The following is a 25,032-nucleotide window of genomic DNA, read 5'->3' as shown; positions in this document are numbered from 1 at the left end:
ATAACTTTATTGTCTATGGGTATATATTATGACAATTTCGGCTTAAAGTCAATTTTATTTGATTAACAAATCTTATATTTTTTGTAAACATCGGCAGGCGGCGACCGTAATTTTTATTTTATGGTTATAAAAAAATATAAAAATGTAATTAATTAATATTGAATTACAAAAAGATTAGTTATATAATATTTTTGATTAAAATATAGGAGAACTGCTATGACAGAGTTTATGGGTAAGGACTTCTTGCTTGACACCGAGTGTGCAAAAAAGCTGTTCCACGATTTTGCGGAAAATATGCCTATTTGCGATTATCATTGTCACTTGAGCCCTAAAGAGATTTATGAAAACAAAGAGCCGTCCGATATTTCACAGCTATGGCTGTCGGGCGACCACTACAAATGGCGTGCAATGAGAAGTGCCGGTATTGATGAAAAGTACTGCACGGGTGACGCTTCGGGCGAAGAAAAGTTTGTTAAGTTTGGCGAAGCGTTGCAATATTGCATCGGCAATCCGCTTTATCACTGGGCACATATTGAGCTTCAAAGATATTTCGGAATTGACACACCGCTCAACGCAAAAACCGCAAGGGATATTTACAAAAGAGCCAACGAGGCAATCAAAAACGGCGATTTTCGTCCGCAAAGCCTTATTACAAACAGCAATGTAAAGGTTGTTTGCACAACGGATGACCCGATTGACGACCTTGAATATCACAAGCTTCTTAAAGAAGTTGACGATTTTGACTGCAAGGTGCTTCCGTCATTCAGACCGGATAAGGCACTTAACATTCACCTTGACGGTTTTGCCGATTACATTAAGAATTTGGGCGAAGCGGCAGGCGTTGAAATTAAATCATACAAGGATGTAATTGCCGCACTTTTTAAAAGATGCGATTATTTCAACGAAGTCGGTTGCAAGGTTTCGGACCAGGCGTTTGAATATGTTCCGTTTGACAAAGCAAGCGATGAAGAAATTGAAAAAGTGTTCCGTCAGGCTATGAGCGGCGATGTTCCGTCACAGGCAGACGGCGACAAATACAGAACGGCGGTGCTTCTTGCACTCGGCGAAAAGTATCACGAACTTGATTGGGCTATGGAAATCCACATCGGTGCAATTCGCAACAACTCCACAAGAATGTTCAAGGCAATCGGTGCGGACACAGGATTTGACAGCGTAGGCGACTGCGAGGTTGCAATCACTCTTTCAAGATTTTTGGATGCACTTGATGTAAACAATGTGCTGCCTAAAACGATTTTGTTCAATCTTAACGACAAAGACAACACCGTGCTTGCAACTATGCTCGGCAACTTCCAAGGCACAGAGGCAGAGAGCAAAATTCAGTACGGCCCTGCGTGGTGGTTCCTTGACACAATGGACGGTATGACCGCACAGATGAAGTCGCTCGGCAACCTCGGTGTACTCGGCAAATTTGTTGGTATGGAAACGGATTCTCGTTCATTCACTTCATACGGCAGACACGAGTATTTCAGAAGAATTATGTGCCGTTTGCTCGGCAGATGGGTTGAGGACGGCTGGTATGCTTATGACGAGGATGTACTCAAGGAAATTGTTTGCGGCATTTCTTATAATAACGCTATAAAATATTTTGGATTTTAACATAACATTGAAAGGCTTAGGTGATTATTATGAATCTTAATTTAAGACCTAAAGAAGAGTGTATGTTTGACGAGATTTCTCTCGGCGAAATTATGCTCAGACTTGACCCGGGCGAAGGCAGAATAAAAACTGCACGCTCATTCAGAGCTTGGGAAGGCGGCGGCGAATACAATGTTGCCCGTGGACTTCGCAGATGCTTTGGTATGAAAACATCGGTTGTTACCGCATTTGCGGAAAACGAGATCGGCTATCTTATGGAAGATCTTATTCTTCAGGGCGGTGTGGATACATCACTCATCAAGTGGGTACCTTATGACGGTATCGGCAGAACCGTAAGAAACGGCATTAACTTTACCGAAAGAGGCTTTGGCATCCGTGGTGCTGTCGGTGCATCTGACAGAGGCAACACAGCCGCTTCACAGCTCAAACCTGAGGATATTGATTGGGACTATATTTTTGGCACCCTCGGTGTTCGTTGGCTTCACACAGGCGGAATTTATGCTGCTTTGTCCGAAACAGCCGCTCAAACAGTTATCACAGCTGTTAAAAAAGCAAAGGAATACGGCACGGTTGTTTCTTACGACCTTAACTATCGTCCGTCACTTTGGAAAGGTATCGGCGGTCAGGTAAAGGCTCAAGAAGTTAACAAAGAAATTGCAAAATATGTTGATGTTATGATAGGCAACGAGGAGGACTTCACCGCTTCTCTCGGCTTTGAGGTTGAGGGCAACGACGCCGACCTCAAGGAATTGAATATGGACGGCTACTACAAGATGATTGAAACCGTTACAAAGGCTTATCCAAACTTCAAGGTTATCGCAACAACACTCCGCACAGTAAAAACAGCCACAGTAAACGACTGGAAGGCTATTTGCTGGGCTGACGGCAAAATTTACAATTCTCTTGAGTATCCGGGACTTGAAATTCTTGACCGTGTAGGCGGCGGCGACAGCTTTGCTTCGGGTCTTATCTATGGCTTGATGACATATGAGGACGCACAAAAGGCTGTTAACTACGGTGTTGTTCACGGTGCGCTTGCAATGACCACTCCGGGCGACACTTCAATGGCTTCACTCAAAGAGGTTGAGGCTAAGGTTAACGGTGCAGGTGCCCGTGTTCAAAGATAAATATATATGTAGGGGCGGATATTATCCGCCCGTAAAATAAAAATAGGAGATATTAACTATGTCAAATAAAATTGAAACTCTTGCAAAAATTCAAGAGGTTGGTATTGTTGCCGTTGTTCGTGCAACATCTATTGAACAGGCTGAAAAAATCACCGACGCTTGTATCGCCGGCGGTGTTGCCGCTATTGAACTTACTTTCACCGTTCCTCATGCAGACAAACTTATTGAAGCAATGAGAGCAAAGTACAATTCGGGTGAAATCATCATCGGTGCAGGCACCGTTATGGATGCCGCAACGGCAAGAATCGCAATTCTTGCAGGTGCCGAATATATTGTTTCGCCATACTTTGACCCTGAAACCGTTAAGTGCTGCAACAGATACGGTATTCCGTCAATGCCGGGCATTTACACTCCTACCGAGGCTGTTCACGCTATGGAATGCGGTGCCGATGTCCTCAAAGTGTTCCCGGGTGACATTGCAGGTCCTCGTTTCATCAAAGATATTCACGGTCCTATTCCAAACGCTGTTATGATGCCGTCGGGCGGAGTTGATGTAGACAATGTTAAGGAATGGATTAAGGCAGGTGCTGTTGCTTGCGGTGCAGGCTCATCACTTATCGCAGGTGCTAAAACAGGCGATTACGACAAGATTACCGAAACAGGCAAGCTCTTTGTTCAAAGAATTAAAGAAGCTCGTGCAGAAATGAGCAAATAATAGACTGTCGATAAAGCTCCTGAACCACGCCAAAATTATTTCAGCGTGATTTTGTAGGGGATAGGCTTGCCTATCCCGAAATATTATTGTTTCAATAATACTATTTAAAGAAAAGTGCCGCAAACATCGAGTTTGCGGCACTTTCGGCGTTTTTCGTTTTTTGCTCAGTCGAGGTATTTATATACATCTTCCTTCGCAAGAAAACGAAATTCAGAAACTTTCTCAACAGCCTTCGGCGTGTCGAAGAAATTGCGTTCGCCTCTTATTTTTTTATGTATTATTCTTCTGTGTCTTCTTCAACGAGGGTTGAAAGAAGTTCTATTGCTTTTTTGACTTTTTCGTCGTCTTTTTGTATGCCGAGTTCGCTCACATTTTTGCCGATTACCATATCCACCAAATCTTCAACTCTGGAAAGTGTGGCAATGTAGTCGGTTTTTTCCTCGTCCCTTGCGGTTCTGTCCTCAACATCTCCGGCAAAAGTGTCGTCCATACTTTCTTTAAAAGCAAGTTTTTCGTTGTTTACCGTGCGGACAACCTTTGAGTCTTTTTCAATAATAAGCGAGGTTATGCCCTCGGAATCTCTGCCCATAATTCTTTTCAGTTTCCAAAAAATATAGGTTGCGTCAAACAAACTTGAAAATGTGATGTGCTCAACTCCCGTCACCTTGTTGATATAAAGGTGAACAAGGTCGTTTGAATTTTCGTTAACTATTGCATTTACTTTTTTGATAAATTCATTGTCGGATGTGGCAAGTTCGTTCATTTCAAAGTTGTAGAGAAGTGCCATATTTTCGTCAAAAACAAGCACGGAATCCCTGATTGCCACATAATATTCTTTGCCGTCAAAAGAAAACGAAATCAGATTGTTTTTGCTTTGAATTGCCGATTGCAAACTTTCGCCTTTATTTTTGCTTTTGCCGAGCAGATTTTCAAGCTTTGATACCATTATTTAACCCCTTTTTAAATCAGCATCTTAAAATTTGTATTCGATTATATCTAATATATCATATATAATATACCAAAACAAGCATTTGTACAAATTTTTCGTGTGAATTTTGTCGTAATTGACAACAGCCCAAAACTTGACACGGTTGTATCATTATTGGTAATATATATACATATTTATAATAAGAGGTTATGTTATGCAAACTTACGAACAAGTAGATAATTATATGAAAGCACTTGATTTGAAGTATTACAAGGGCACAAATGAATTTTTGGCAAATCTTATGCTCAAAACCGACAAGGGATATGTTAAAGAACTTGCCGACACTCTCAATTCAAGAGCACAGGGTCAAAATTCGGACAATGAATATTTTTACAAATTGAAAAACAGAACTCTTGACGGCTCACTTTGTGTTTCTGCCGCATTTGACAGCGGACTTTTCAGACATCTCGGCAATATGATTATTGACGGCAAAGAGTATTTTCACGGCACGGTTCTTGATATAGGCTGCGATTGCGGACTTGTAAGCTGCTTTATCGCACAGCAATATCCGGAGTGTAAAGTTGTCGGCGTAGACAAAAATGAGGCGGCTGTTAACAACGCAAAGGAACTTGCCGAAAGACTCGGACTTGCAAATACCGAATTTGTAACTGCGGACATTTATGATTTTAATCTTGATGAAAAGGCAGATGTTGCCATTTCATTCAGGGGACTTCTCGATATTGCTCAGCGTCAAACAAGCGGTGTCAGCGTTATCGGCGAAAGGGGTGCAAGAGAGGGTGCGTATCAGCAAGCCTTCCTGCCTCTTGCAACTGCCATCGGCAATAATCTTAAAGACGGCGGAACCGTAATCAGCGTAGAGCGTTACACGGCTATGTACGGTTGGCTCGGATGGATGCAGGCTCTTGCACAAAACGGCATTTGTCCTCTCGTTGAGCAATGTGCACGAATGGTGGCACAGGATATTTCTTCCGCAAAAGATTATTCTGTTACTTTTGCACAAAAAAATTGCAACGCTTCGCCTATTGAAGCATATAATTATGTTATGGAGAAAACATTTAAAAGCGGAGCCGGTGTATCGGGTGCCGATGCCGAGTTTGCTCTCTATTTTGACTCGGACGAAATAGAGTTTACGGATGTGTATAAAGGCGAAAAACTCATTCATCAATTTGCAAAAGCCGTATCAAAAGGCGGTAAGTATATGTTTTACGAAGCTGACCTTGATTACAGAAAACTCAAATATTGCAACGAAAAAAAGAAGATAAAAGCAGATGAGGACTTTGACAGAAAGCTTGCATTGTATAATAAAGATGAGTTCGAAATTAAAGTTTACAGCGTAAAATCTTAACTAAAAATTAAACAAAAATTAAATTCTTTGTGCAAATTGCACAAAATCACTTTTTCAAATTACTCATTCCTACAAAAATGAAAAATCTGTGAATTTTTTATTGAAAAAGTGTGAGAAAAGTATTATTCTTATGTTAAAGGAACACAAGAGGTTCCGCAGGAGATTAGATGTTTACAAGTTCAATTTGGATTAAGATATTGATCGGAGTTGCTTGGGGAATCATTCTCGGAGTTGTTACAATTTTTGCTTCAAAAAAATTGACGCTCAAAAGAACGGAGGACCCGGTAAAGGCAGCACCGATAGACACACCGATATTTAAGGTGATGTCGATTGTTGTCGGAATAATTGCTTCCGTGGCAATTATGCTGACCGCAACGGATACGGCACTCGCAATCAGAAACGAGTTGCTCCTCATTCCGATAGCATCAATAGCAGTTGTGGATTCACTGGTTAGGAAAATTCCAAATCCGCTCTTGCTGTTAATGATAATAATTCAAGCAGTGTACCTTACATATTACAGTATAACAAACGATGTGAGTATATTGCTTACCGCAGGGTTCGGTTTTTTCATAGGATTTGCTTCCTGTGCGTTCACCACCTTGCTCAAAGTACCGGTTGGCGCCGGGGACACAAAATATTGCGCTTGCCTTGGCTTGTGTATATATTTTCAGTTGTTCCTCCAGTCAATGGTAATTGTGGGATTGCTGGCTGTGGTTTGCCTCATATATTTGAAGGTAACCAAAAAGGGCGGTATCAAAACATTGATTCCACTCGGTCCGCTGATCTCGTTGGCTTCGGTAATTTCTCTTTGCTTCCCGTTTTTGGAAAAAATCGTTGGGCAAATAGAGATTTGAATAAAAATCATAAATAAAAATTATATAAAGGAGTAAATTATTATGATGAAGTTTATCAAAGACGAAAACGGTCAGGGCATGCTTGAATATGTACTTATCATTGCTCTTGTAGCACTTGTACTTATCGGTGTTCTCTTGGTAGTTAAGAGCAGATCTAAGGAAATCGGCAACAAGACTAACGAAAAAATTAACGGCATCGTTGGTGATGTTGACTAATATTAGTCTCGTAAAAATTTAAAATGAATCTGGGGCAGGATTTCCTGCCCCACTATTCATAATTGGGCATAATGTTAAATTTATGTAAGTGAATATTAAGAGGTGAAATCTCTTGAAAAAGTTTTATCGTCGAATAAGGCAAAAAGGAAAAGCCGAGGACGGTCAGTCAATGCTTGAATTTGTACTTGTCCTCCCGATATTTATGTTGCTTTTGGCTATGATCTTGGATTATGGCTGGCTTTTTTATACCCAGTTGGGTGTGGAAAATTCCGCACGAAATGCCGCCCGTGTGGCTTGCGTTGAATACACCGATGTTGCTTATGACAAGGGCAACAAACGCCCGGATGTTGAATACAGCCCTGCCGGTATGGTAACCGCTTATAAAAAAACTTATAATCTTGATGATTATGAAGATCAACTTAAAGACGAGGCTTCTTCCGAAGTTCCGGATGGTGAAAGCGTACTGTCCGAGCAGGAAAAAAGAGTGCTTATGCAGGTAAAAAACACAATTCCGGTAAATGTCAGCGATGTGTCTGTTTCTATTGCTTATACATACGACAAGGAATATCTCACCTCGCCGAGCGCATATGAGTACAAGGTGACAAACCGCTCAAACGGCGATGTTGTGGTTATCGTAACAGGTACGCACCATGCCATCACTCCGCTTGTAAACTGGGATGTAGAACCGGGACAAAGCCGTATGACCCGTACGCTCAAGTGCAAGTCCGTTTACAAGGTTGAGGCAAACAGCTTTGCCGACCAAGATAACGGATGATAACGGAAATTTCAGCGCTTAGTATTTATTTAAACAATGAGAGCTATATGCTCTCTAAAAAATAATTAAAAAGTTTTGTCAAGTCAAAGCTTTATCTAAAAGGAGAACAAAATGAAAAAAGTTTATTTGATTGCAGTTATTTTTGCATTAATCGCAGGATTTGCCACATATTTCTTTGCAACCGAAATCGATAAAAAAACAACCATCAAGGATGCCGACACGGTTGCGGTTATCGTTCCTGTTGCGGATATGCCTAAAAATTCGACCATTACAGAGGAAATGTTTGCCGAAGATGCAGGCGTGTTTGAAACAAAAACCGTTGTTGCCGACGATGTAACAGGCGATGTTGCAACAGATAAGGAACAGCTTATTAATCAAGTAACGGTTGACCCGCTTTACGCAAATGAGCCGATTAATACAAAGCGTCTTGAATCAATAGACGGTTCGGATGTTGCACTTTCAATTAAACTTCCAAAGGGTAAGGTTGCTTATTCGTTTACCGCCGGAAGCGTAACAGGTGCCGACGGTTACATCAGCGAGGGCGACACCGTAGATGTTTTGGTTTATGATTCCCAAAAGAAAACTTCAAAAATAGCTTATAAAGACCTTGAAATTTTGAGAGTATCAACCGCTACCGCAAGCAAAACCGCTTCGGAATCGGGCAAGGCAGTTACCGATTACAATACCCTTACCGTATCGGTAACCGAAAAGCAGGCTTTGAAGCTTTATAAAATTGAAAACGAAAGTACATTTAAGCTTGTTTTGAAGCACAGAAGCAATATGCCTTCAACAACAAAGGCTGCCGACAAAGCCGAATAAATCAAAACAGAATTTTATATAACGGAGAATACATATGGCTGATTTAATAAACATTGTTGTTTGCGCCGAGCAAACAGAATTTAAAGTAAACATCAAAAATAAAATCGATCCCGAAAAGATTGATATTATCGGCTACAGTGATTTTAATGCCGAAGCAAAAACAAGAATTTTGGGTTATTCGCCCGATGTTGTAATTTTTGCCGCAGAAAGTGCGGATATTGATGATGACTTCTTTGGTTTCATTGAAGATATGGAACTTGCTTCAAACGGTTGTTCGCCTGTTGTAATGACCGATGAAGTAACGGTTGACCTTGTAAACAGTGCTGCCCGTTACGGTGTTCGTCAGGTTATGAATATGGAAATCTCGACTGACGAACTTACACGCAATCTTGAGGGCGTTATCAACAGTGAGCGAAAGCTTAGTAAAAAAATTAATGTTGAGCGTAAAACAAGGTCGCATGTTTACTCGTTTTTCAGCGGTAAAGGCGGCGTAGGCAAAACAACAATTTCTACAAACCTTGCCGTAAATCTTGCAAGCCGTGGCAAAAAAACACTCCTTGTTGACCTTGATTTGCAGTTTGGCGATTCGGATATGGCTCTTGACCTTAATCCAACCGAAACCATCGTTGATGTTGTAAGAGATACGCTCGGTATTTCTATTGACAACCTTACAAACTGCACGGTTACACACGCTTCGGGTCTTTCGGTGCTTGCTTCTCCTTCATCTCCGGAGCTTGCCGAATATGTTCAGTCAGGCCATGTAAAGGCTATTATTGATGTTGCAAGAAATTATTATGAATACATCATTCTTGATTGCGGCTGTAATCTTACCGACCCGGTTATTACGGCACTTGAATCAAGCGACACAATCTTTATGGTAAACGATGTCAACATTTTGTCACTTAAGCGTGCAAAACTTTGCCAAAATGTTTTGTATCAAATTAACCAAAGCGACAAAATAAAGCTTATTATCAATAAAAATACCAAGAAAAACAATGTTAAAATCAGCGATTATGAAAACATTTTGAATATGGACGCTTATGCAATATTCTCAAGCGACCTAAAAACAATCAACGATTCTCTTAACAGCGGTCAGCCGGCTGTTTCGTACAAGCCGAGAGCCGCATTTTCAAAGGAACTCAATGCTTTTACCGAAAAGGTAATCCTTGAAAGAGAGGGCAAAGAGGGACTTACAAAAGCAAAAGGTAAGGAAAAGAAAAAAGGACTTTTTGCTAAATAATTTTTAATGAAAGAAGATACATAAATGGGATTACTTGACAGATACGGAACAAGCACACCCGAGGAAAATACACCTCAAACACCGTCAATAGGCGGCACGCATGAGTCGTCGGACAGAATCAGACCTGCTCTTGATGACAGATATTCGGATGTAAAACAGCGTATTCACGCAATGATTATCGAGCAACAGCTCGGTGCAGACAACGCCGATGTGTCCGATGAGGGAATGAAAAAACTCATTGACGAATATGTTGAACGACCGGATTTTAACATTCCGAGAGTTGACAGAGAAATGGTTAAAAAAGAACTGTTTGATGACATTATGGGTTTCGGTCCTATTCAGCCGCTTATCGACAGCGACAAATATTCCGAAATTATGGTAAACGGTTATGACCATGTTTATGTTGAATCAAAAGGTAAGCTTGTTCTCACCGACATTCAGTTTAAGGATAACGACCACCTTATGCAGATTGTTGACAGAATCGTATCAAAGGTAGGCAGACATGTTGACGAATCAAGCCCGATGTGTGACGCCCGTTTGCTTGACGGTTCCCGTGTAAATGTAATTATCCCGCCTCTTTCACTTATCGGTCCTATTCTTACAATTCGTAAGTTCGGTAAAACTCCCATTACCGCCGATAACCTTGTAAAATGGGGTTCTGTATCGCCTAAAATGCTTGAATTTTTGGAGGCTGCCGTAAAAGGCAAGCTTAATATTATCGTATCCGGCGGTACAGGTTCAGGTAAAACAACACTTCTTAATGTACTTTCGTCTTACATTCCTGCGGATGAAAGAATTATTACAATCGAAGACTCTGCCGAAGTTCAGCTTCACCAGGAGCATGTACTCACTCTTGAAGCCCGCCCGGCTAACATGGAGGGCAAGGGTAGAATCAGTATCCGTGACTTGGTAGTTAACTCCCTTCGTATGAGACCCGACCGTATCATCGTAGGTGAGGTTCGTAGCGAAGAAACATTGGATATGCTTCAGGCAATGAACACAGGTCACGACGGCTCACTTACAACAATCCACGCCAACTCGCCGAGAGACTCAATTTCCCGTATTGAAACAATGGTTATGATGTCCGGTTCGGAATTGCCGTCAAAGGCTATCAGAGATCAGGTTTCATCTGCTATCAATCTTATTGTTCAGCAGGCTCGTTTGCGTGACGGTTCAAGAAAAGTAACCTCTGTTTCCGAAATTGTCGGTATGGAGGGCGATGTTGTAAGAATGCAGGATATATTCACTTATGAAACCGAGGGTGAATACGACTCAAACGGTAAGTTTAAGGGTGTGTTCAAGCCTACCGGTATCATTCCTAAATGTGTTGAAAAAATCAGAGAAAACGGAGTAGTGGTAAACAATGACTGGTTCAACGATTAGCGTAATCATAATAACGGCGGCATTTGCCCTGCTTGCATTTATTCTTGCGTTTATTTTGTCTTATGCTCTCGGCTCTTCAAAAATTGCCGCAGACAAAAGAATGGAAGAACTCAAAAAACAGGAGGGATATTCAGAAGTTTCTCTTGTTAAGAATAAAAAGAAAACCCGTAAAAAGAGAGAAAATCAAAACGGATTTTTTGTAAAATTCGCCTCGGCTCTTTACAGTCAGCTTCAAAGTGCGGATATAAAAATGCGTCCTGAGGAGTTTTTGCTCATTTGGGTAATAGTTGCGGTTTTGCCTGCATTGTTTATTCTTCTTATTTCCGATTCACTCGGAGTGGTAGCCGCCGCAGCTGCTGTTGTCGGTTCAATAATTCCTTATATGGTTATAAAAATTAAGCAAAAGCAAAGAGTAAAAAAGTTTGATGTTCAGCTTTCGGATGCACTTATGCTTTCGTGCAGTTCTCTTCGTGCCGGCCTTAGCTTTACTCAGGCTATGGAAGCTATTTCCAAAGATATGCCGGACCCTATTGCTTCGGAATTCAGCATAGTATTGGAAGAAATGTCAATGGGTATGCCTATGGATGAGGCACTTGAACGACTTAACAAAAGAATTAACAGTCAGTATTTGCCGCTTATGGTATCATCCGTTCTTATTCAAAGGCAAACCGGCGGTAATTTGTCATCTATTTTGGAAGGCATCGCAAATTCCATTAAGGAAAAAATGAAGTTGAAGCAAGAACTTAAGGCTTCCACCTCGTCCGGTAGGTCAACCGCTATTATGGTTGGTTCAATGCCTGTTATTCTTTGTCTGTTGTTTTTCTTGATTAACAGAGAATTTATTATGCCGCTTTTTACAACAAATTTAGGCCATGTATTTTTAGGCATTGCAGCAGGACTTGAATTCCTTTGCTTCGTAGCGGTTAAGAAGATTATCAACATTAAGATGTAGGAGAAAACATATGGTTGCTTTTTTGGTAATTGCGTATTCTTTGCTTGTTTTGATTTTGTGCATTGCCGTCTTTGGTAAAAAAGGCAAGGAAGAGGATAACAATCTTAAAAGAATGAAATCAATCGGCAAGGAAGTTGTTACTGCCGAATATAAAAATATTGAATCGTCATTTTATGACCGAAACATTAAGCCGTTTGTTACAAAGTTGTCAAATCTTGACAGTCAAGGTAACAAGCAAACAAAGTCTGCCCGTAAAAGGCAGGAAACCGAAAAACTTGCCCTTCAACTCAGAAAAGCAGGTATACATATGTCGACAGGCAGCTTTACATATCTTAAAACCGCTGTTGCCATTGTGGGCATAATCGTGTTTGCCGGCATAGGCATTTTGCTTATGAATGTAACAAATTACTTTTGGTTGATTATTATAGTCGGAAGTATGTTGTCGGTGCTTGCACCTACATTCGTTCTTAATTCAAAAATAAAAAGTCATCAGCAGGCTATCAGGTCACAGCTTCCGGATACACTTGACCTTCTCAGCGTTTGTATGGAAGCCGGACTCAGCTTCGACGCTTCGCTTCTTAAAGTGTCCGAGCGTATGGAAGGTCCGCTTATTGATGAGCTTGTAACCGTGTTTAAGCAAATTCAACTCGGTAAGAGCAGAAACGATGCACTTAAAGGTCTTTCGGATTCAACCGATGTTGACGAGCTTAAAACTTTTGTGTCTGCCGTTATTCAGGCAAACACACTTGGTATTCCGATTACAAATGTACTTTCGGCTCAGTCTGAACAACTCCGTGTTGCAAAGAGAGAGGAAATCAGAGAAAAAGCGGCAAAGGTTCCTACAAAGATGACAATTCCTACGGTACTTTTGATTTTGCCTGCTATTATTTGTATTATTATGGGCCCTGTAATTATTCAGGTTATGGATAACTTCAAGGGCGGATTGGGTTAATCAATGAAAATGTTAAAAGCATATAAAGGCGATGAACTTCTTGTTGAAGAAGTTGAAAACGCAAATCATTTTGTACGCAGGTTTATGGGACTTATGTATCGCAAAAGTATGGCTGAAAATCATGGGCTTCTGCTTACCCCGTGTGATGAAATTCATACTTTTGGTATGCGTTTTGCCATAGACACCGTTGCACTTGATAAGGACAACAGGGTTTTGTTTATCGACCCCGCCGTTCCTCCGCATAAGGTGAGAAAAAGAGTGAAAAATTCTAAAAAAATTCTTGAACTCAATGCGGGCACAGCCGAAAAACTCGGTATAACCGTCGGGGATGTTTTGGCTTTTAAATAAAAAATAAACTTTTTGGAGAGTTATATAAAATGAGTAATAATGAAATTGTAGACAGAAATCAAATTTTGGGAAAAAACAAGGTTGAATTTGACAAATCTTTAAGAGGATATGACACGGCACAGGTTGACGAATATATTTCAAATCTTATCAATGTGCAAAAAAACGCATCCGAAGTTTTTGACAGTCAGGTAAAAGACCTCAGAAACGCAAATTCAATGCTTGAATATGAGGTTAAAGAGCTTAAAGAAAAAGTTAAAAGCCTTACCGAAAAAAACGAATATGCTGTTGAAGAAAAAGAAAGATTGATGAAAAAAATCAACGAGGCTCCGCGTGAGGTAAAGGTTGTTGACAATTCTCAATTAAAAGAACTTCAGGAAAAATATGACTCTCTTGTAAGTAAGCACAGATTGATGGGCGAAGAAAATCGCAAACTCGTAAAGGAAAACGAGGGATTGAAGCGTGATGTTGCTCATCTTACAAAGAAAATTGACAAAAACCGTTCGGAAATCAATAATCTCAGAACAAGTGCGGAAGGTAACTACACAAATGTTACCGACGAACGCTTTATTCAGGTTTCAAGAATATATGAAGAAGCAATTGACAAATGTGAGGACCTGATTTTCAGGCTTCAAACGGAATTGTCGCTTGCTCATTCAAAAGCGGAAGATATCCAGTAATTAATCGGTTTGTAAGTATTATATATTTTAGCAAGGGGAGTGATTGCCTTGAAAAAAATACTGAAAAGAAAAGAAAAAGGTGATATTGCTCTTATAGCCATATTTGCAACTATTGTAATATTGACTATTGTAGCATTTATCGTTGATTTCGGCTTAATATATTTTCAATCGGCAAGGTTGCAGAATGCAGTTGATTCTACGACTGTTGCTGTTGCGCACAATCTTATGGCGGAGGATTCCACCGTTAAAGCAACTGTTGAAAAATATATGAAAGACAACGGCGTTGATATTACGGAAAAGGGCAGCGGCACAATCACTCCGGGTAAATTAAGAACCAAAATCACTTACGGTGATAACGACGCTATTGTAATTATTGATAAAAAAGGACTCAAAACAGAGGAAACCGACGGCACGGATGATGAAGATAAATACATCACGGCGGGTTATCTTAAAGTTACGGTTGCCATTAATTGTAAGGGATATTGGGCGGCTTTTTCGGGTCTTGACAATAAGCAGATTGCTAAAAGCGGCTATGCCAAGTGCGATATGCAGTACAATGAAATGCCGGAAGCACTCAAGTATACAATTTTCGGTAATTCAACAAATCAAGCCAATGATTACGATAAGATGACGGTAGGCATCAACGGCAGAACAAACAACGCTCAGGCGGCGGCTAATGTTTTTGTTAATATAATTAACGGACTCAACGAAAAATTGATTCAGCCTCTTATCGGCATTTTCGGCGGTACGCCAAACTATAACACTCTTGTAAATGCAAGTTTGTCGCACGCTGTAATTAACGGTGATGTTCACTCAAATTCCGATATCAGCATCGGTGTAAACAATCTTCAGGCAAGCCGTTCCAAGGACAGAGATTTTGACGGCAAAGACGACGAATGTATATGCCAGATTTTGTGTAAAAAAGATTCCGTAAACCAATATTGCACCGTTTGTCAGGGTGATTACAGAAAATGTGACGGTGACGAACAAACGGATGATGACTATAATCAGGTAATATTTACCGCTGTAAACAAAATTGACTTTTCTGCCGGAAAAATTGCAAATGGCAGTCTTATCGGTTCGCTTATAGGTTCCGAAAACGATATAAATACAAGAGTGTTTGTAAGAAATTATCAGTATGTTGAGCAAACTCAGGTTGCACTTTATATCATCAATAAGCTTAACTTTGATATGATTACAAGCACGGAATCACTCAGAAATGCTTATACTCAAACTGCAGAAAAATATTTTGAAAAGAGCATTACTCTCACAGCTCCTCAAAAGTCGGCTGTGCTTAATCAGGCAAACAATCTTGAATATGTTTCGCCAAACAAATACAAGCTTGTAAATCAAAAATCCATTGTTTATGCGGCTACAAACGCAATGGCAAATCAGGTAATGACCGAGGTTCAGGGCGGCAAAACGCTTACAAACTTCTTGCAACCCGTTACAGCAAACGGTATTGACACCACGGCAACACCTGAAAGCCTGCTTCTTTATGACGGCACAACAATAGATAAAGAAAGCAGCGTTATTACATTCACAAAGCCTGACAGCGACTCAACTGCCGAGCTTTCTATTGTTGATTCCGAAAATACAAACAGAAGTATTATGGATATGACAAGCAAAAGCGGTTTGACACCTCAGGCAGAAGCCGGCTACAGATTTGCACTTGCAAAAAGTTTTCAGCAATATTCAAATCATATTGAAGTTCCTAATATGAAGCCGTACTTTATCAGAGCGATTAACCGTTCGGTAAAGAATGCAACAACTTCAAAGAGCAGCGACAGCACCGACCTTGAAACTTCAGACGCAACTTCGGTAAAAGACGCTGTTAAAAAGACTCAAACAAAACTTGAAAAAACCATCAAGTCAAAAGACAGCTTGGCTACGGTTGAAAATCTTGACGGTACATTTAAAAAAGGTGCGGCAGACGCCACAAACGATTATTTGAAGGTTGATGAGGGCAAAGCCGATACATATGTTGACAATTCTTATATGTCAACTTCAACCCTTACGGATGTAAAAACTTCACCTATTTTGAAGTACAGACTTTCTTCCACAACCAATGACAAGAGCAAACTTATCGCAAATAACGATAACGGCAAATCGCCTTATACATTCAAAAAATACAGTGCAAAAAGCAGCGAGCACACCACATATAACGGCATAAATGTGTTTGATTCAGACGGTGAACTCAACAGTGCTGAAAATGTAATAAAGGATTATTCTGCAAAGAATTCGTCAAAATACGGCAAAAACGCTGTTGAAAAGTTTAACAAATCCGATGTTCTTGTTGATTCGGATCATGACGATGCCACTGTTCACGATTACGAAAACCACTACGGCGATGACGCAGTAGAAAAGAAAAAGCATTACATTGAAAATACACTTATGCTTTCGGACCAAAGTGAGTTTTCGGATTCCGCACCGGCAGAAAACGATGTGTTCCTTATGAGCAAAGGAACAAAAAAAGAATATCTGAACGGCAAAATAAAGAGTGTTAAAGAAGCTTCAAAGGAACTCAGCAATCAAGAATTGTCGGTTCCTGCCGATTTAAGACTCGACCCTGTGGAGCCGCGTTATAAAACTCTGATTGACGCAACTCTTGCCGACCTCGGCTATGACATTAAAAACAGCGAAACGGTTGAAGCAAAGAATACCGCAGGTATTACAAAAGATTACACCAAGGCTGACGGCACAAAGGTCAGCGAAAAGTATTCGTATGAAGATTTGCTTCCGGGTCAGGACGGAGTTGTAAAAAAGAAAGTTTCGGGAGAAACCACGGTTGACGGAGAAGATGTTAAGGGCATTTTGGAAGAAACCCGTGAGGATTTTGAAGTAACGGCGGACGAAATCGGTCAAAAGGTTGACGCAAAGTATAACGAACTTTATAATTCGCTTAAAAAATCGGCATCAACTGCAAACGGTTGGAACACATCAGGCGGTATCAATAGAATAGGCTCGGATTATTCTGAGGGCGATAACTGGGAATGGTATTTTAAGGATAAAACCATTTACAACGGTAATATCGAAAATCCTTGGCGACCTACCGCAAAATTCTACGGTGCAACTTTGAAGTCGGGCTATTCTGTAGTAATAAACGGAAATCTGTATGTAAATGACAGCAAAGGTTCGGCAAGGTCAAGAATAGGCAATAACGAAAACGATAAGCCTACTTATCTGTATGTATCGGGAAATATCGACATAAACAGAGGCGACCTTAACATCGGTAATAACACAACGGTTATTTGTGAGGGAAATCTTCATGTTTGGAGCGATAAGTGGCTTACAATCGGTGAAAACTCAACACTCATTGTAGGCGGCGATATCGAAGTTGAAGACGGAAGAATGTCGGTTGATAAGAATTCTGTTGTTGTTAGCAAATCTCATATTTTCTTCAGCGAGTTTGAATCTAAATCCAACACACAGATTTATTGCAAGGGAGATTTTTATAAACATGACGGCTCAGGTCCTATAAGTTTAGGCGGTGACTTGTACAGTACAGGTGCACTTTATTGTCGTAAAGGCAGCGGAAATATCAATATAGCGGATAATTCAAAGGTTTACCTTGGCAGAGATCTCTCAACAAAAGACGGTAATATCAATATCGGTAAAAATGCGTATGTTATTGCCAATATGCCTTCCGAGTGGGAAAATGATGCCGAACAAGGCGTTGTTAATGTCGGCGGTGTATGCACATTAACTATGGATACAGGTTCCGTACTTGTTACTCACGGTGACAAGTATCACAGAATAAGCGCAATGAGGTACGATTGTGCCTCCGGTTCGCTTATTGTTACCGATATGATTAAGAGTCAGTATGATAAAAACAAGGAGTACACTTCAAAATTCGGCAATGTAATTTGTAAAAAAATGGATGTCAGAACAACCGAATTTAATGAAAACGCTCATGTTTTTGTATCGGATGAAATTTATGTTCAGGATTCAAAGCAAATTACATTTAATCCTGGCACAAAGCTCCTTCTCGGTAAAAATACAAAGAATGAGTCAATTTCAAACTGCGGTCAAATTAATTTTAACAGAAGTTCAACCAACAGAGTATTTGCCCTCGGTGCAACAGGTACGGTTACAGGCTTGCAAAGCGGCAACGGCAACTATACTCTTTATGACGGCAGCTTCCTTTCTGCTCCGGGACTCAGCATTAACAATCTTACGGTTGAAAAGGGCGGCGGCTTCTGCATTCCTAAGGACAGCAGTATTACCGCTAACAATCTTACAATCAATGACGGCTCGTCAACTTATATCGGATTGCTTAATATCAAGGATACCTTAACAATCAATTCAAATGTAAAGATTGAGGAAATTGCTTCGGCAAACAAAATTGTTGTTAATGAATCCAAACGCCTTTTGATTGAGAAAAACTGTACAGCCAAAGATATTACAAACAAAAGTGAATTGCTTGTAACAAAAAAATTGACCGTAAACGGCACATTTGATAACTACGGTACAGTCTTGCTCGGTCTTGCTCCTAAGGAGTCAAATCCGGGTACAACAGGTACACTTTCAGGCACGGGAGCTGTTAACAATTACAATATTCTTCAGGTTTACGGCTCGGCAGACAGTGTTACAATTAACAATAAGTACAACACGGCAAAATCACGCGGTTCGACAACTTATATAAGTATAGACGGCAATTTGAACAGCGTTACCAATGAAAAAGAAAGTGTTGTTATTTGTAAGGGTAATTTTAAGGCGGACAATGTTGTAAATACAGGTAATATTCAGCTAAACAATATGACTGTAAAGACATCATTTACAAACAATGCCGATGCAACCGTTAAGGTTGACAATTATCTTACATTAAATGGCAGTGCAAACAACAACGGTTTTGTTGAGGTTAACGGTAATTCGCAGATTGAAGCAATTACAAATGCCGCTGATCTTAAACTCAACGGTACTGCCGAATTTACGGGAAAAGTTACAAACACCGGCAAGCTTCAGGTTACATCATACGGTGCAACATTTAATGAAGTTGAAAACAGCGGTGAAATCAGCGTTGCGGGCACAATCGCTTCAAAAGGTACCGTTACAAACAGCAACTTTATTTGCTCAAATAATGACGGTAAGTTTGCAGAACTTGTTAACAGCGGCGTTGTCAGCGTTTCGTTCCTTTCTACGGGAACATCTTCGGCTGTTGTAAACAAGGCAAACGGTGTTATTGAAGTATTTGGCGGAAACAATTCGGCTGTATCAAATATCACAACTCTTGACAACAGCGGTGACTTTGTTTCAAACAAGGAAATCAATGTTTCGGGCGATATGACAAACAGCGGCAAGTTTGAGTGCTTCGGCAAATCAACAGCAGGCAATCTTACCAATACAGGCAAGGTTTACAGTCACGGCAGTCTTGTTGTAACCGCTACGATTAATAACAATTCAAACGGCAACAGCGGTGCAGATAACTCAATAATTTATGTCGGCAATGCGGCATCATATTCTCTTGAGGCGGATAGAATCAACAACTATGCAAATATTTTTGTTGACGGCGGAACCCTTAAGGTAGGTTCTATGTTATCCTGCCGTGAAAACAGTGCTCTTTATGTAAACAAGGGCGATATTACAACAAATCATATCGAGATTTTTGAAAATTGTTCGTTTAAGTACAACGGTAAACTTACAATTAACGGTTATCTTGTAAACAGAACAAATCTTTCGCTCAAAGGCATTACGGCAGAAAGAATTCAAAACTACGGTACTCTTTATGTTGAATCAAGCAAAAACTTTACTATAAGATACTTCATCAATATGCCGGGCGCAAACTTTGCTTTGGACGGCGGCGGAGCACTTGAAGTTATCAATCACCGTGACAATATTTCTATCTTTAACGAAGGTAATATGTATGTAAACGGTGATGTATACGGCTACGGCTCAATCAGAACCACCGCAGGAGAGATTTATATCAACGGCGATGCGGATGTTGCAAATTCAGTTTCGTATGACGCTTCGGCACTTTGTGTTGAAAATTCAGCCGAGGTATATATTTACGGCTCACTTCCTGTAAACGCTTACGGCAACGGCTTGTTCATCAAGGCAAATGCTGATGAAAACGCAGTTAAGGCAAGAGTCGGCATTTACGGAAAGAAAGATTCTTTGTTCTCTTCAAAGATTGAAACGGGCAGAATCAACTGTGAACAAAAGGGTGCAAATATTTTCTTTGGCAATGATGTAAAAGTTACTCCGGATAATAACACTCAAAATCTTTACGGTAATATGTTTGTTTACGGTAAATATGAATGTTCTGCCGATGCTAACTTTAATATCGACAATTCGGCTACACTTTATATCAATGGCGATGTAAATGCACCGAAAACAACGATTTATCTCAAAAATCAATCGGGCTTCTATTGCTTCGGAAGTGAGGTAATACTCAAGGCGATTATTTCGGACTTTTCAAGAGTTTATCTTATGAAATTGCCGTCAGGTACATATTCGGGTATCGGCAGTGTTCAACTCAGCAATGTCAGCTTGATTTATTATCCAAATTCAACTACACTTGCAAATCTTACGAAGAGCGAAGATTCGGTTATTATGTCCGATCCGGGCAGCGTATTCCCTATTTATGACAGTAACTTTGCGGCTAAAAACTCGACTATTGTTACTATTGGTAATATCAAGATTACAAGTAGGCTTACAATTCCTGAAGGTTCAACTCTTTGCGTAGGCGGTAATATTTACTTTTGCGGTGCTTCGGCAAGCATTGTAAACAACGGTAATCTTTATATCATGGGCAAGATGTATTACAGTTCAAATGCATTGGCAACAATTACTTACGGTAATTTTGAAGAACTTTCAGACAGATATGACAAGGCTGCAAACAATTCGTTTGATGACTTTGTTACTCTCGGCGGGCAAAACGCAGACTTGTTTGTAGGCAAAACAAAGTCGGGTGCATTAAAGTATAAGAATTCCTTTAATACTTACGGCAACCAAAAGGTTTATATTGATAACGACCTTGTTGTTACCGGTAACCTTGGTCAAAAGAGCTACAGTAAGGCAGGAACTAAGGGCAGCGACCTCATTCCAAACCGAGGCGAAAGCGTTATTCTTGAAAACAGCTCAACCCTTTGCGTATCCGGTGATATTTATTCAAACGGATTGGATAACAATACCGGCAACGGTGTGTATGTTACAAAAGGTTCTTCAATTTCAAGCGGCGGCTCACTTTATGCCGATTCGACTATTTACAATTTCGGCACAACCTTTATTATGGGCAAGCTTGTAAATTACAAAAAGTCGGACGGAACCGAAGCCGAAAATTCGAGAAAATGGTCTACCGACAGAGAAGATTTGAGCAAACTTTATGAAGGCATTTCTCTCCTTAACGGTTCCGATAATGCAAAGGACGCACGCTTCTTTGTAGGCGGCGTAGATAAAAACGGCAAAATTTCAACCGAAACAATTATATTTGAGGGCTATGTTCATAATTACGGCAAAATCAATATTATGCAGCCTACTTATATCAAGGGTCACAGCGTAACAAGTACAATGTGGTTCAGGGTAGTCGGTGAAAATACAAATGCCGTATATGCAACCCGTGCATATTATGACGGCGGCTGGAGTTACGAAGTAGCTCCGAGAGGTTCGCTTCTTGCTCAGGAAAGTTCGGTTGCCAACTTCGGCAGCGATGTGGCAATGCTCGGCGGATACCTTTGCTTCAACACTTCGTCGGACGACAAGAGCAAAATGCCTGTTTTCTCCAGCGAGGGCGACGCTACTTACGGTATGTGTATTATCAACGGCGGTATTTTCTACGCCAAAGGTAAGGTCGGCTACACAGGTGATGTGGGCCATACCCTTGATAACAGTAAACTTAACGGTTACGATGTATTCAGCGATTACTATATTCATCATCTTGAACTTATTTATTTCAGTTCCGCTAATCTCAAAGGTGATTTCAAGGGCTCGTTCTCAATCGTAAACGGTTATGTTTATAACGGCAGCCGAAACGGAAATTATTGCCCTGAAAACAGAAATGCCGTTTTCTATTCCGGAGGCGGAATACAAGTCGGCACAAGCAAAAACGCAGACGCAAACGATGTCGGCGGTACCGTTCAAAACTACGGCAGTATGTATGTTAACGGCTCGCTTAATGTTTATTCAAGCGATACTTATGCAATCAACTACATTGCTCTTTCGGCACAGCTTAATTCAAAGACCGTTATTGCAGGTGATTGCTATTCAAGCGGCGGTACTGTAACAATGCGTAATTCACTCTTTATGTGCGACGGCGACTTTATCTCAAGGCGTTGCTCAAGACTCGGTATTTCCGAATTGGTAAACAGTGAAGACGACCTTAATTCAAGCTCATATCTTTACATCGGCGGAAATATGGCAACAAGTACCAACGGCACAGGCGGAGCCGGCGATATTGCCGGTAGCTGGGGCGGTGTTTCCACCTGGAACTATCTTGACATTTTCTCAAATGCAAGTGTTTATGTAGGCGGTTCGTTCTTTACAAACAGTATTTTCACACCGCATATGAATGTTACTCTTGTTGTAGACGGTCAGGATAAAGGCAAGGTTAACACCAAGACCAATTTCATTACATGGTTGCAGACGATTGCGAATAATGTTACACTTTCGCTCAACGGATATAACCCTGATGACTTTAAATTTATCGTAAACAACAGATTTGATGTTCAGCAAACTCTTCGTGAGGGCAGAACAATTTCGATGCTCAACAGATTTTATGTTCACGGCAGTGTGTTCTTAAACGGCAGAGCAAAGATTTCGGATATGACAAAGTTCTATGTTTACGGTGACTTTGTAAATAAGACGGACCTTATCGGCAAGATTACGGCGTTTGAAATAGGCAGAGCCATTGATGTTAAAAATGACGGCGACACTTGGGCGTCAAAGGGAACATTTATGGATGAAAACGATGAGCCTCGTACAATCAGGGACAAGAGCGGAAACTATGTTCAAAATCCTAACTATGATTACAATTATGCAAACGCTTGCTATCTGTATGTTCAGGGCAAACTCGACCTTGACAGAAAGGTAAATATTTATCCGGGCACAACGGTTAAAACCGGCAAGGATTATTCTCCTCGCGGTATGGTTAAGCTTTCGCACGATTCAAGTGTATATTCGGGCGGTAAGATTTCCACACACAGATATATTGATGTGGGTCAGTATGCAAATCTCTTTGCAAGAGAAAATATTAACGCTTGGAATTATATTTGTGTTCGTGAGCACGGTATTCTTTACAGCGGCGGAGATGTCAAGTGCGGCACCTCGTTTGAGGCAAAAACAGCGTCAACAATTTATTCGTGCGGTTCTATCAAAGCAACTCTCAGCAACATTAAGATTCGTGACAGAGTTAAGCTTTTCTGCAGCGGTAATATGACGGCGCTCAGCTATATTGAACTCGGCAAGTACGATGAAAAATATGTTGATACTCTCCGTAAGGCGGAAGACCCGTCATCCGGTAATGTATGTACCTGTACGGGCAGATGTACAAAGGATGACCCTGACGCAAGTTGCCCTATATGTAAGGACGATTACTCAAAGTGTAAAGCACCGCTTGAATGTATTTGTTCAACTCCTTGTACGGAAAATTCAAAGACTGAGGATTGCCCTGTTTGTAAGAGCGACGGCGGAGATTGGCATAATTGTGAGGCTACCGATCCTGACAACCAAACACCTCAGGAATGTACATGTACAACAAAGTGTACTTCTAAGAATGACAGTTGTGAAGTATGTAAGTATGATTACAGCAAGTGTGAGGTTAACCAAGAGGAACAAACTCTTGAAAATGATATAACAAAAGATTATACCGACCCTGCAGACGGTGGTGAATTCTATATCGGTAAAAAGCTTGCATCGTATACAAGTTATATCAGACAATACGGATTTTCAAGCACCGCAGTAGGACAGTATGTATTTGCAAATAAATACCTCACATTAAGAAGTAACTCGGATATTTGGGTTCTTCCTGAAGCGTTTAACAGCGAAACATACAGGCATGTTGACAAGACCTTTGAAAGTGACGGTACTGTTCTCGGAAAAATTATTGCTTATATCAGGAAAAAGGCATATGATATAAAGGATAAGATGTCGTTTAAGAACGGTTCTGTTTACACAATGGGCGACTTAACTCTTAATAAAAACGCATCTCTTATGGGTACATATGACAGTTACAGCTTTGGTCAGGCAATTCTTTGCCACGATTCGCTTATGTATTTCGGTCATGATATTAAGTTCTACGGACCGAGCCTTGATTTGAGCGGTATCTTCTCGGGCAGCTTTACCGGATTTAAGGCGGCAGGTGATGTTTACACAACCATGAAGTGCACAAACAAGGCAAAGCATCCTAACGGTTACACAATGTATACAAAGAGCTATGACCCTTCGATAAATTATAAGTGTGACAAGTGCGGTGCATCGCTCAGCAAGAGAACGGTTAAGGAAGGCGTAACCTGTCCGGTAACGATTTATGCAAACAACGATATAGTTCTTGCAACATCAACCGATATGAGTATGTGTTATGCTGTTGCATGCAACGGTGATGTAACTATTTCGGATCCGTATGCAAGCAATACTTATGATGACAGAAACCTTTATCAGTTGCCAAACGCTATTGCTTCGTACAACGGCAACATCACTTATGCAACCATGTACGGCAAGATTGCGGCGTTGTTCTATGCACCGTCACCTAATTCAACCACAGATAAAAAGGTCGGCAACATCAAACTTGACGGCTATTATCAGGAAATTTGGGGCTCATGTATAGGCGATACCGTATCTATTGATACCTTCTACATCAATTTCCACAGATTTAACAACTGGAGAACTATGGATCTCAAAATTGCCGAATCGGGCAATGTTTATATGATTTCCAAAGAAGAGTATGATAAGCAGGTCAACAATGTTGATGAAGAGTTTATGACAAGCGGTAACACCCAAGATGAAACCGACGGCGGAGCACACTTGTTCTTCGACCGAGATATTCTCAACAAAGGTTCTCAAACGGGCAACGGTGCCGAGCAAGACATAAATTAAAATAATAGGCAAAAACGATGATGTAATGTTGTCGT

The 25,032-nt window shown here is 40.6% G+C and carries 16 protein-coding genes; 15 read left to right on the top strand and 1 reads right to left on the bottom strand.

Annotated elements, in window-relative coordinates; all coding sequences use genetic code 11:
- The first annotated feature begins 216 nt into the window (after positions 1 to 216).
- Genes uxaC through Q0E08_RS00155 form a run of 3 tightly spaced genes read left to right on the top strand, consistent with a single transcriptional unit; the run spans position 217 to position 3,459 of the window.
- Complete coding sequence (gene uxaC / locus Q0E08_RS00165; protein ID WP_294774753.1) at positions 217 to 1,617, top strand: glucuronate isomerase; 1,401 nt, start codon at positions 217 to 219, stop codon at positions 1,615 to 1,617.
- 26 nt (positions 1,618 to 1,643) lie between these two features.
- On the top strand, positions 1,644 to 2,744 hold the full coding sequence (locus tag Q0E08_RS00160; RefSeq protein WP_367118513.1) for a sugar kinase: 1,101 nt from the start codon (positions 1,644 to 1,646) through the stop codon (positions 2,742 to 2,744).
- 58 nt (positions 2,745 to 2,802) lie between these two features.
- Positions 2,803 to 3,459, top strand: coding sequence for a bifunctional 2-keto-4-hydroxyglutarate aldolase/2-keto-3-deoxy-6-phosphogluconate aldolase (locus Q0E08_RS00155; protein WP_177663354.1), 657 nt, complete (start codon positions 2,803 to 2,805; stop codon positions 3,457 to 3,459).
- 277 nt (positions 3,460 to 3,736) lie between these two features.
- Here Q0E08_RS00155 and Q0E08_RS00150 read toward each other — a convergent pair whose 3' ends face one another.
- The gene (locus Q0E08_RS00150; protein ID WP_294774747.1) at positions 3,737 to 4,405 is read right to left on the bottom strand and encodes a hypothetical protein; all 669 of its coding nucleotides are present in this window, start codon (positions 4,403 to 4,405) and stop codon (positions 3,737 to 3,739) included.
- A 196-nt stretch (positions 4,406 to 4,601) separates the two neighbouring features.
- Between Q0E08_RS00150 and Q0E08_RS00145 the strand changes: the two genes are divergently transcribed.
- From Q0E08_RS00145 to Q0E08_RS00090, 12 genes are all read left to right on the top strand, one after another.
- Positions 4,602 to 5,753: a class I SAM-dependent methyltransferase gene (locus Q0E08_RS00145; RefSeq protein ID WP_294774745.1), complete on the top strand. Its 1,152-nt coding sequence runs from the start codon at positions 4,602 to 4,604 to the stop codon at positions 5,751 to 5,753.
- Positions 5,754 to 5,920: 167 nt separating this feature from the next.
- Positions 5,921 to 6,607, top strand: coding sequence for a prepilin peptidase (locus tag Q0E08_RS00140; RefSeq protein ID WP_294774743.1), 687 nt, complete (start codon positions 5,921 to 5,923; stop codon positions 6,605 to 6,607).
- A 42-nt stretch (positions 6,608 to 6,649) separates the two neighbouring features.
- Positions 6,650 to 6,823, top strand: coding sequence for a Flp family type IVb pilin (locus tag Q0E08_RS00135; protein WP_294774741.1), 174 nt, complete (start codon positions 6,650 to 6,652; stop codon positions 6,821 to 6,823).
- Positions 6,824 to 6,935: 112 nt separating this feature from the next.
- Positions 6,936 to 7,598 (top strand): TadE/TadG family type IV pilus assembly protein, encoded by a 663-nt coding sequence (locus Q0E08_RS00130; RefSeq protein WP_294774738.1) that lies wholly within the window; start codon positions 6,936 to 6,938, stop codon positions 7,596 to 7,598.
- A 111-nt stretch (positions 7,599 to 7,709) separates the two neighbouring features.
- On the top strand, positions 7,710 to 8,417 hold the full coding sequence (gene cpaB / locus Q0E08_RS00125) for a Flp pilus assembly protein CpaB (RefSeq protein WP_294774735.1): 708 nt from the start codon (positions 7,710 to 7,712) through the stop codon (positions 8,415 to 8,417).
- Between the two features lie 34 nt (positions 8,418 to 8,451).
- On the top strand, positions 8,452 to 9,657 hold the full coding sequence (locus Q0E08_RS00120; protein ID WP_294774733.1) for an AAA family ATPase: 1,206 nt from the start codon (positions 8,452 to 8,454) through the stop codon (positions 9,655 to 9,657).
- A gap of 24 nt (positions 9,658 to 9,681) precedes the next feature.
- The gene (locus Q0E08_RS00115) at positions 9,682 to 11,040 is read left to right on the top strand and encodes a CpaF family protein (RefSeq protein ID WP_294774730.1); all 1,359 of its coding nucleotides are present in this window, start codon (positions 9,682 to 9,684) and stop codon (positions 11,038 to 11,040) included.
- A complete protein-coding gene (locus tag Q0E08_RS00110) occupies positions 11,021 to 11,992 on the top strand; it encodes a type II secretion system F family protein (RefSeq protein ID WP_294774727.1) in 972 nt (323 codons plus the stop codon). Before Q0E08_RS00115 ends, Q0E08_RS00110 begins: the two co-directional genes overlap by 20 nt.
- A 10-nt stretch (positions 11,993 to 12,002) precedes the next feature.
- Entirely contained in the window at positions 12,003 to 12,944 is a 942-nt protein-coding gene (locus tag Q0E08_RS00105) for a type II secretion system F family protein (protein ID WP_294774725.1), read from the top strand.
- 3 nt (positions 12,945 to 12,947) lie between these two features.
- The gene (locus Q0E08_RS00100; RefSeq protein ID WP_294774722.1) at positions 12,948 to 13,292 is read left to right on the top strand and encodes a DUF192 domain-containing protein; all 345 of its coding nucleotides are present in this window, start codon (positions 12,948 to 12,950) and stop codon (positions 13,290 to 13,292) included.
- A 29-nt stretch (positions 13,293 to 13,321) separates the two neighbouring features.
- A complete protein-coding gene (locus Q0E08_RS00095) occupies positions 13,322 to 13,969 on the top strand; it encodes a DivIVA domain-containing protein (RefSeq protein WP_294774720.1) in 648 nt (215 codons plus the stop codon).
- A 48-nt stretch (positions 13,970 to 14,017) separates the two neighbouring features.
- Positions 14,018 to 24,997, top strand: coding sequence for a pilus assembly protein TadG-related protein (locus Q0E08_RS00090; protein WP_294774717.1), 10,980 nt, complete (start codon positions 14,018 to 14,020; stop codon positions 24,995 to 24,997).
- Positions 24,998 to 25,032 lie beyond the last annotated feature (35 nt).

It is taken from the genome of uncultured Eubacterium sp. (assembly GCF_934561735.1).
Lineage (GTDB): Bacteria > Bacillota > Clostridia > Oscillospirales > Acutalibacteraceae > Eubacterium_R.
This window is presented reverse-complemented; position numbering and strand designations above follow the sequence as displayed.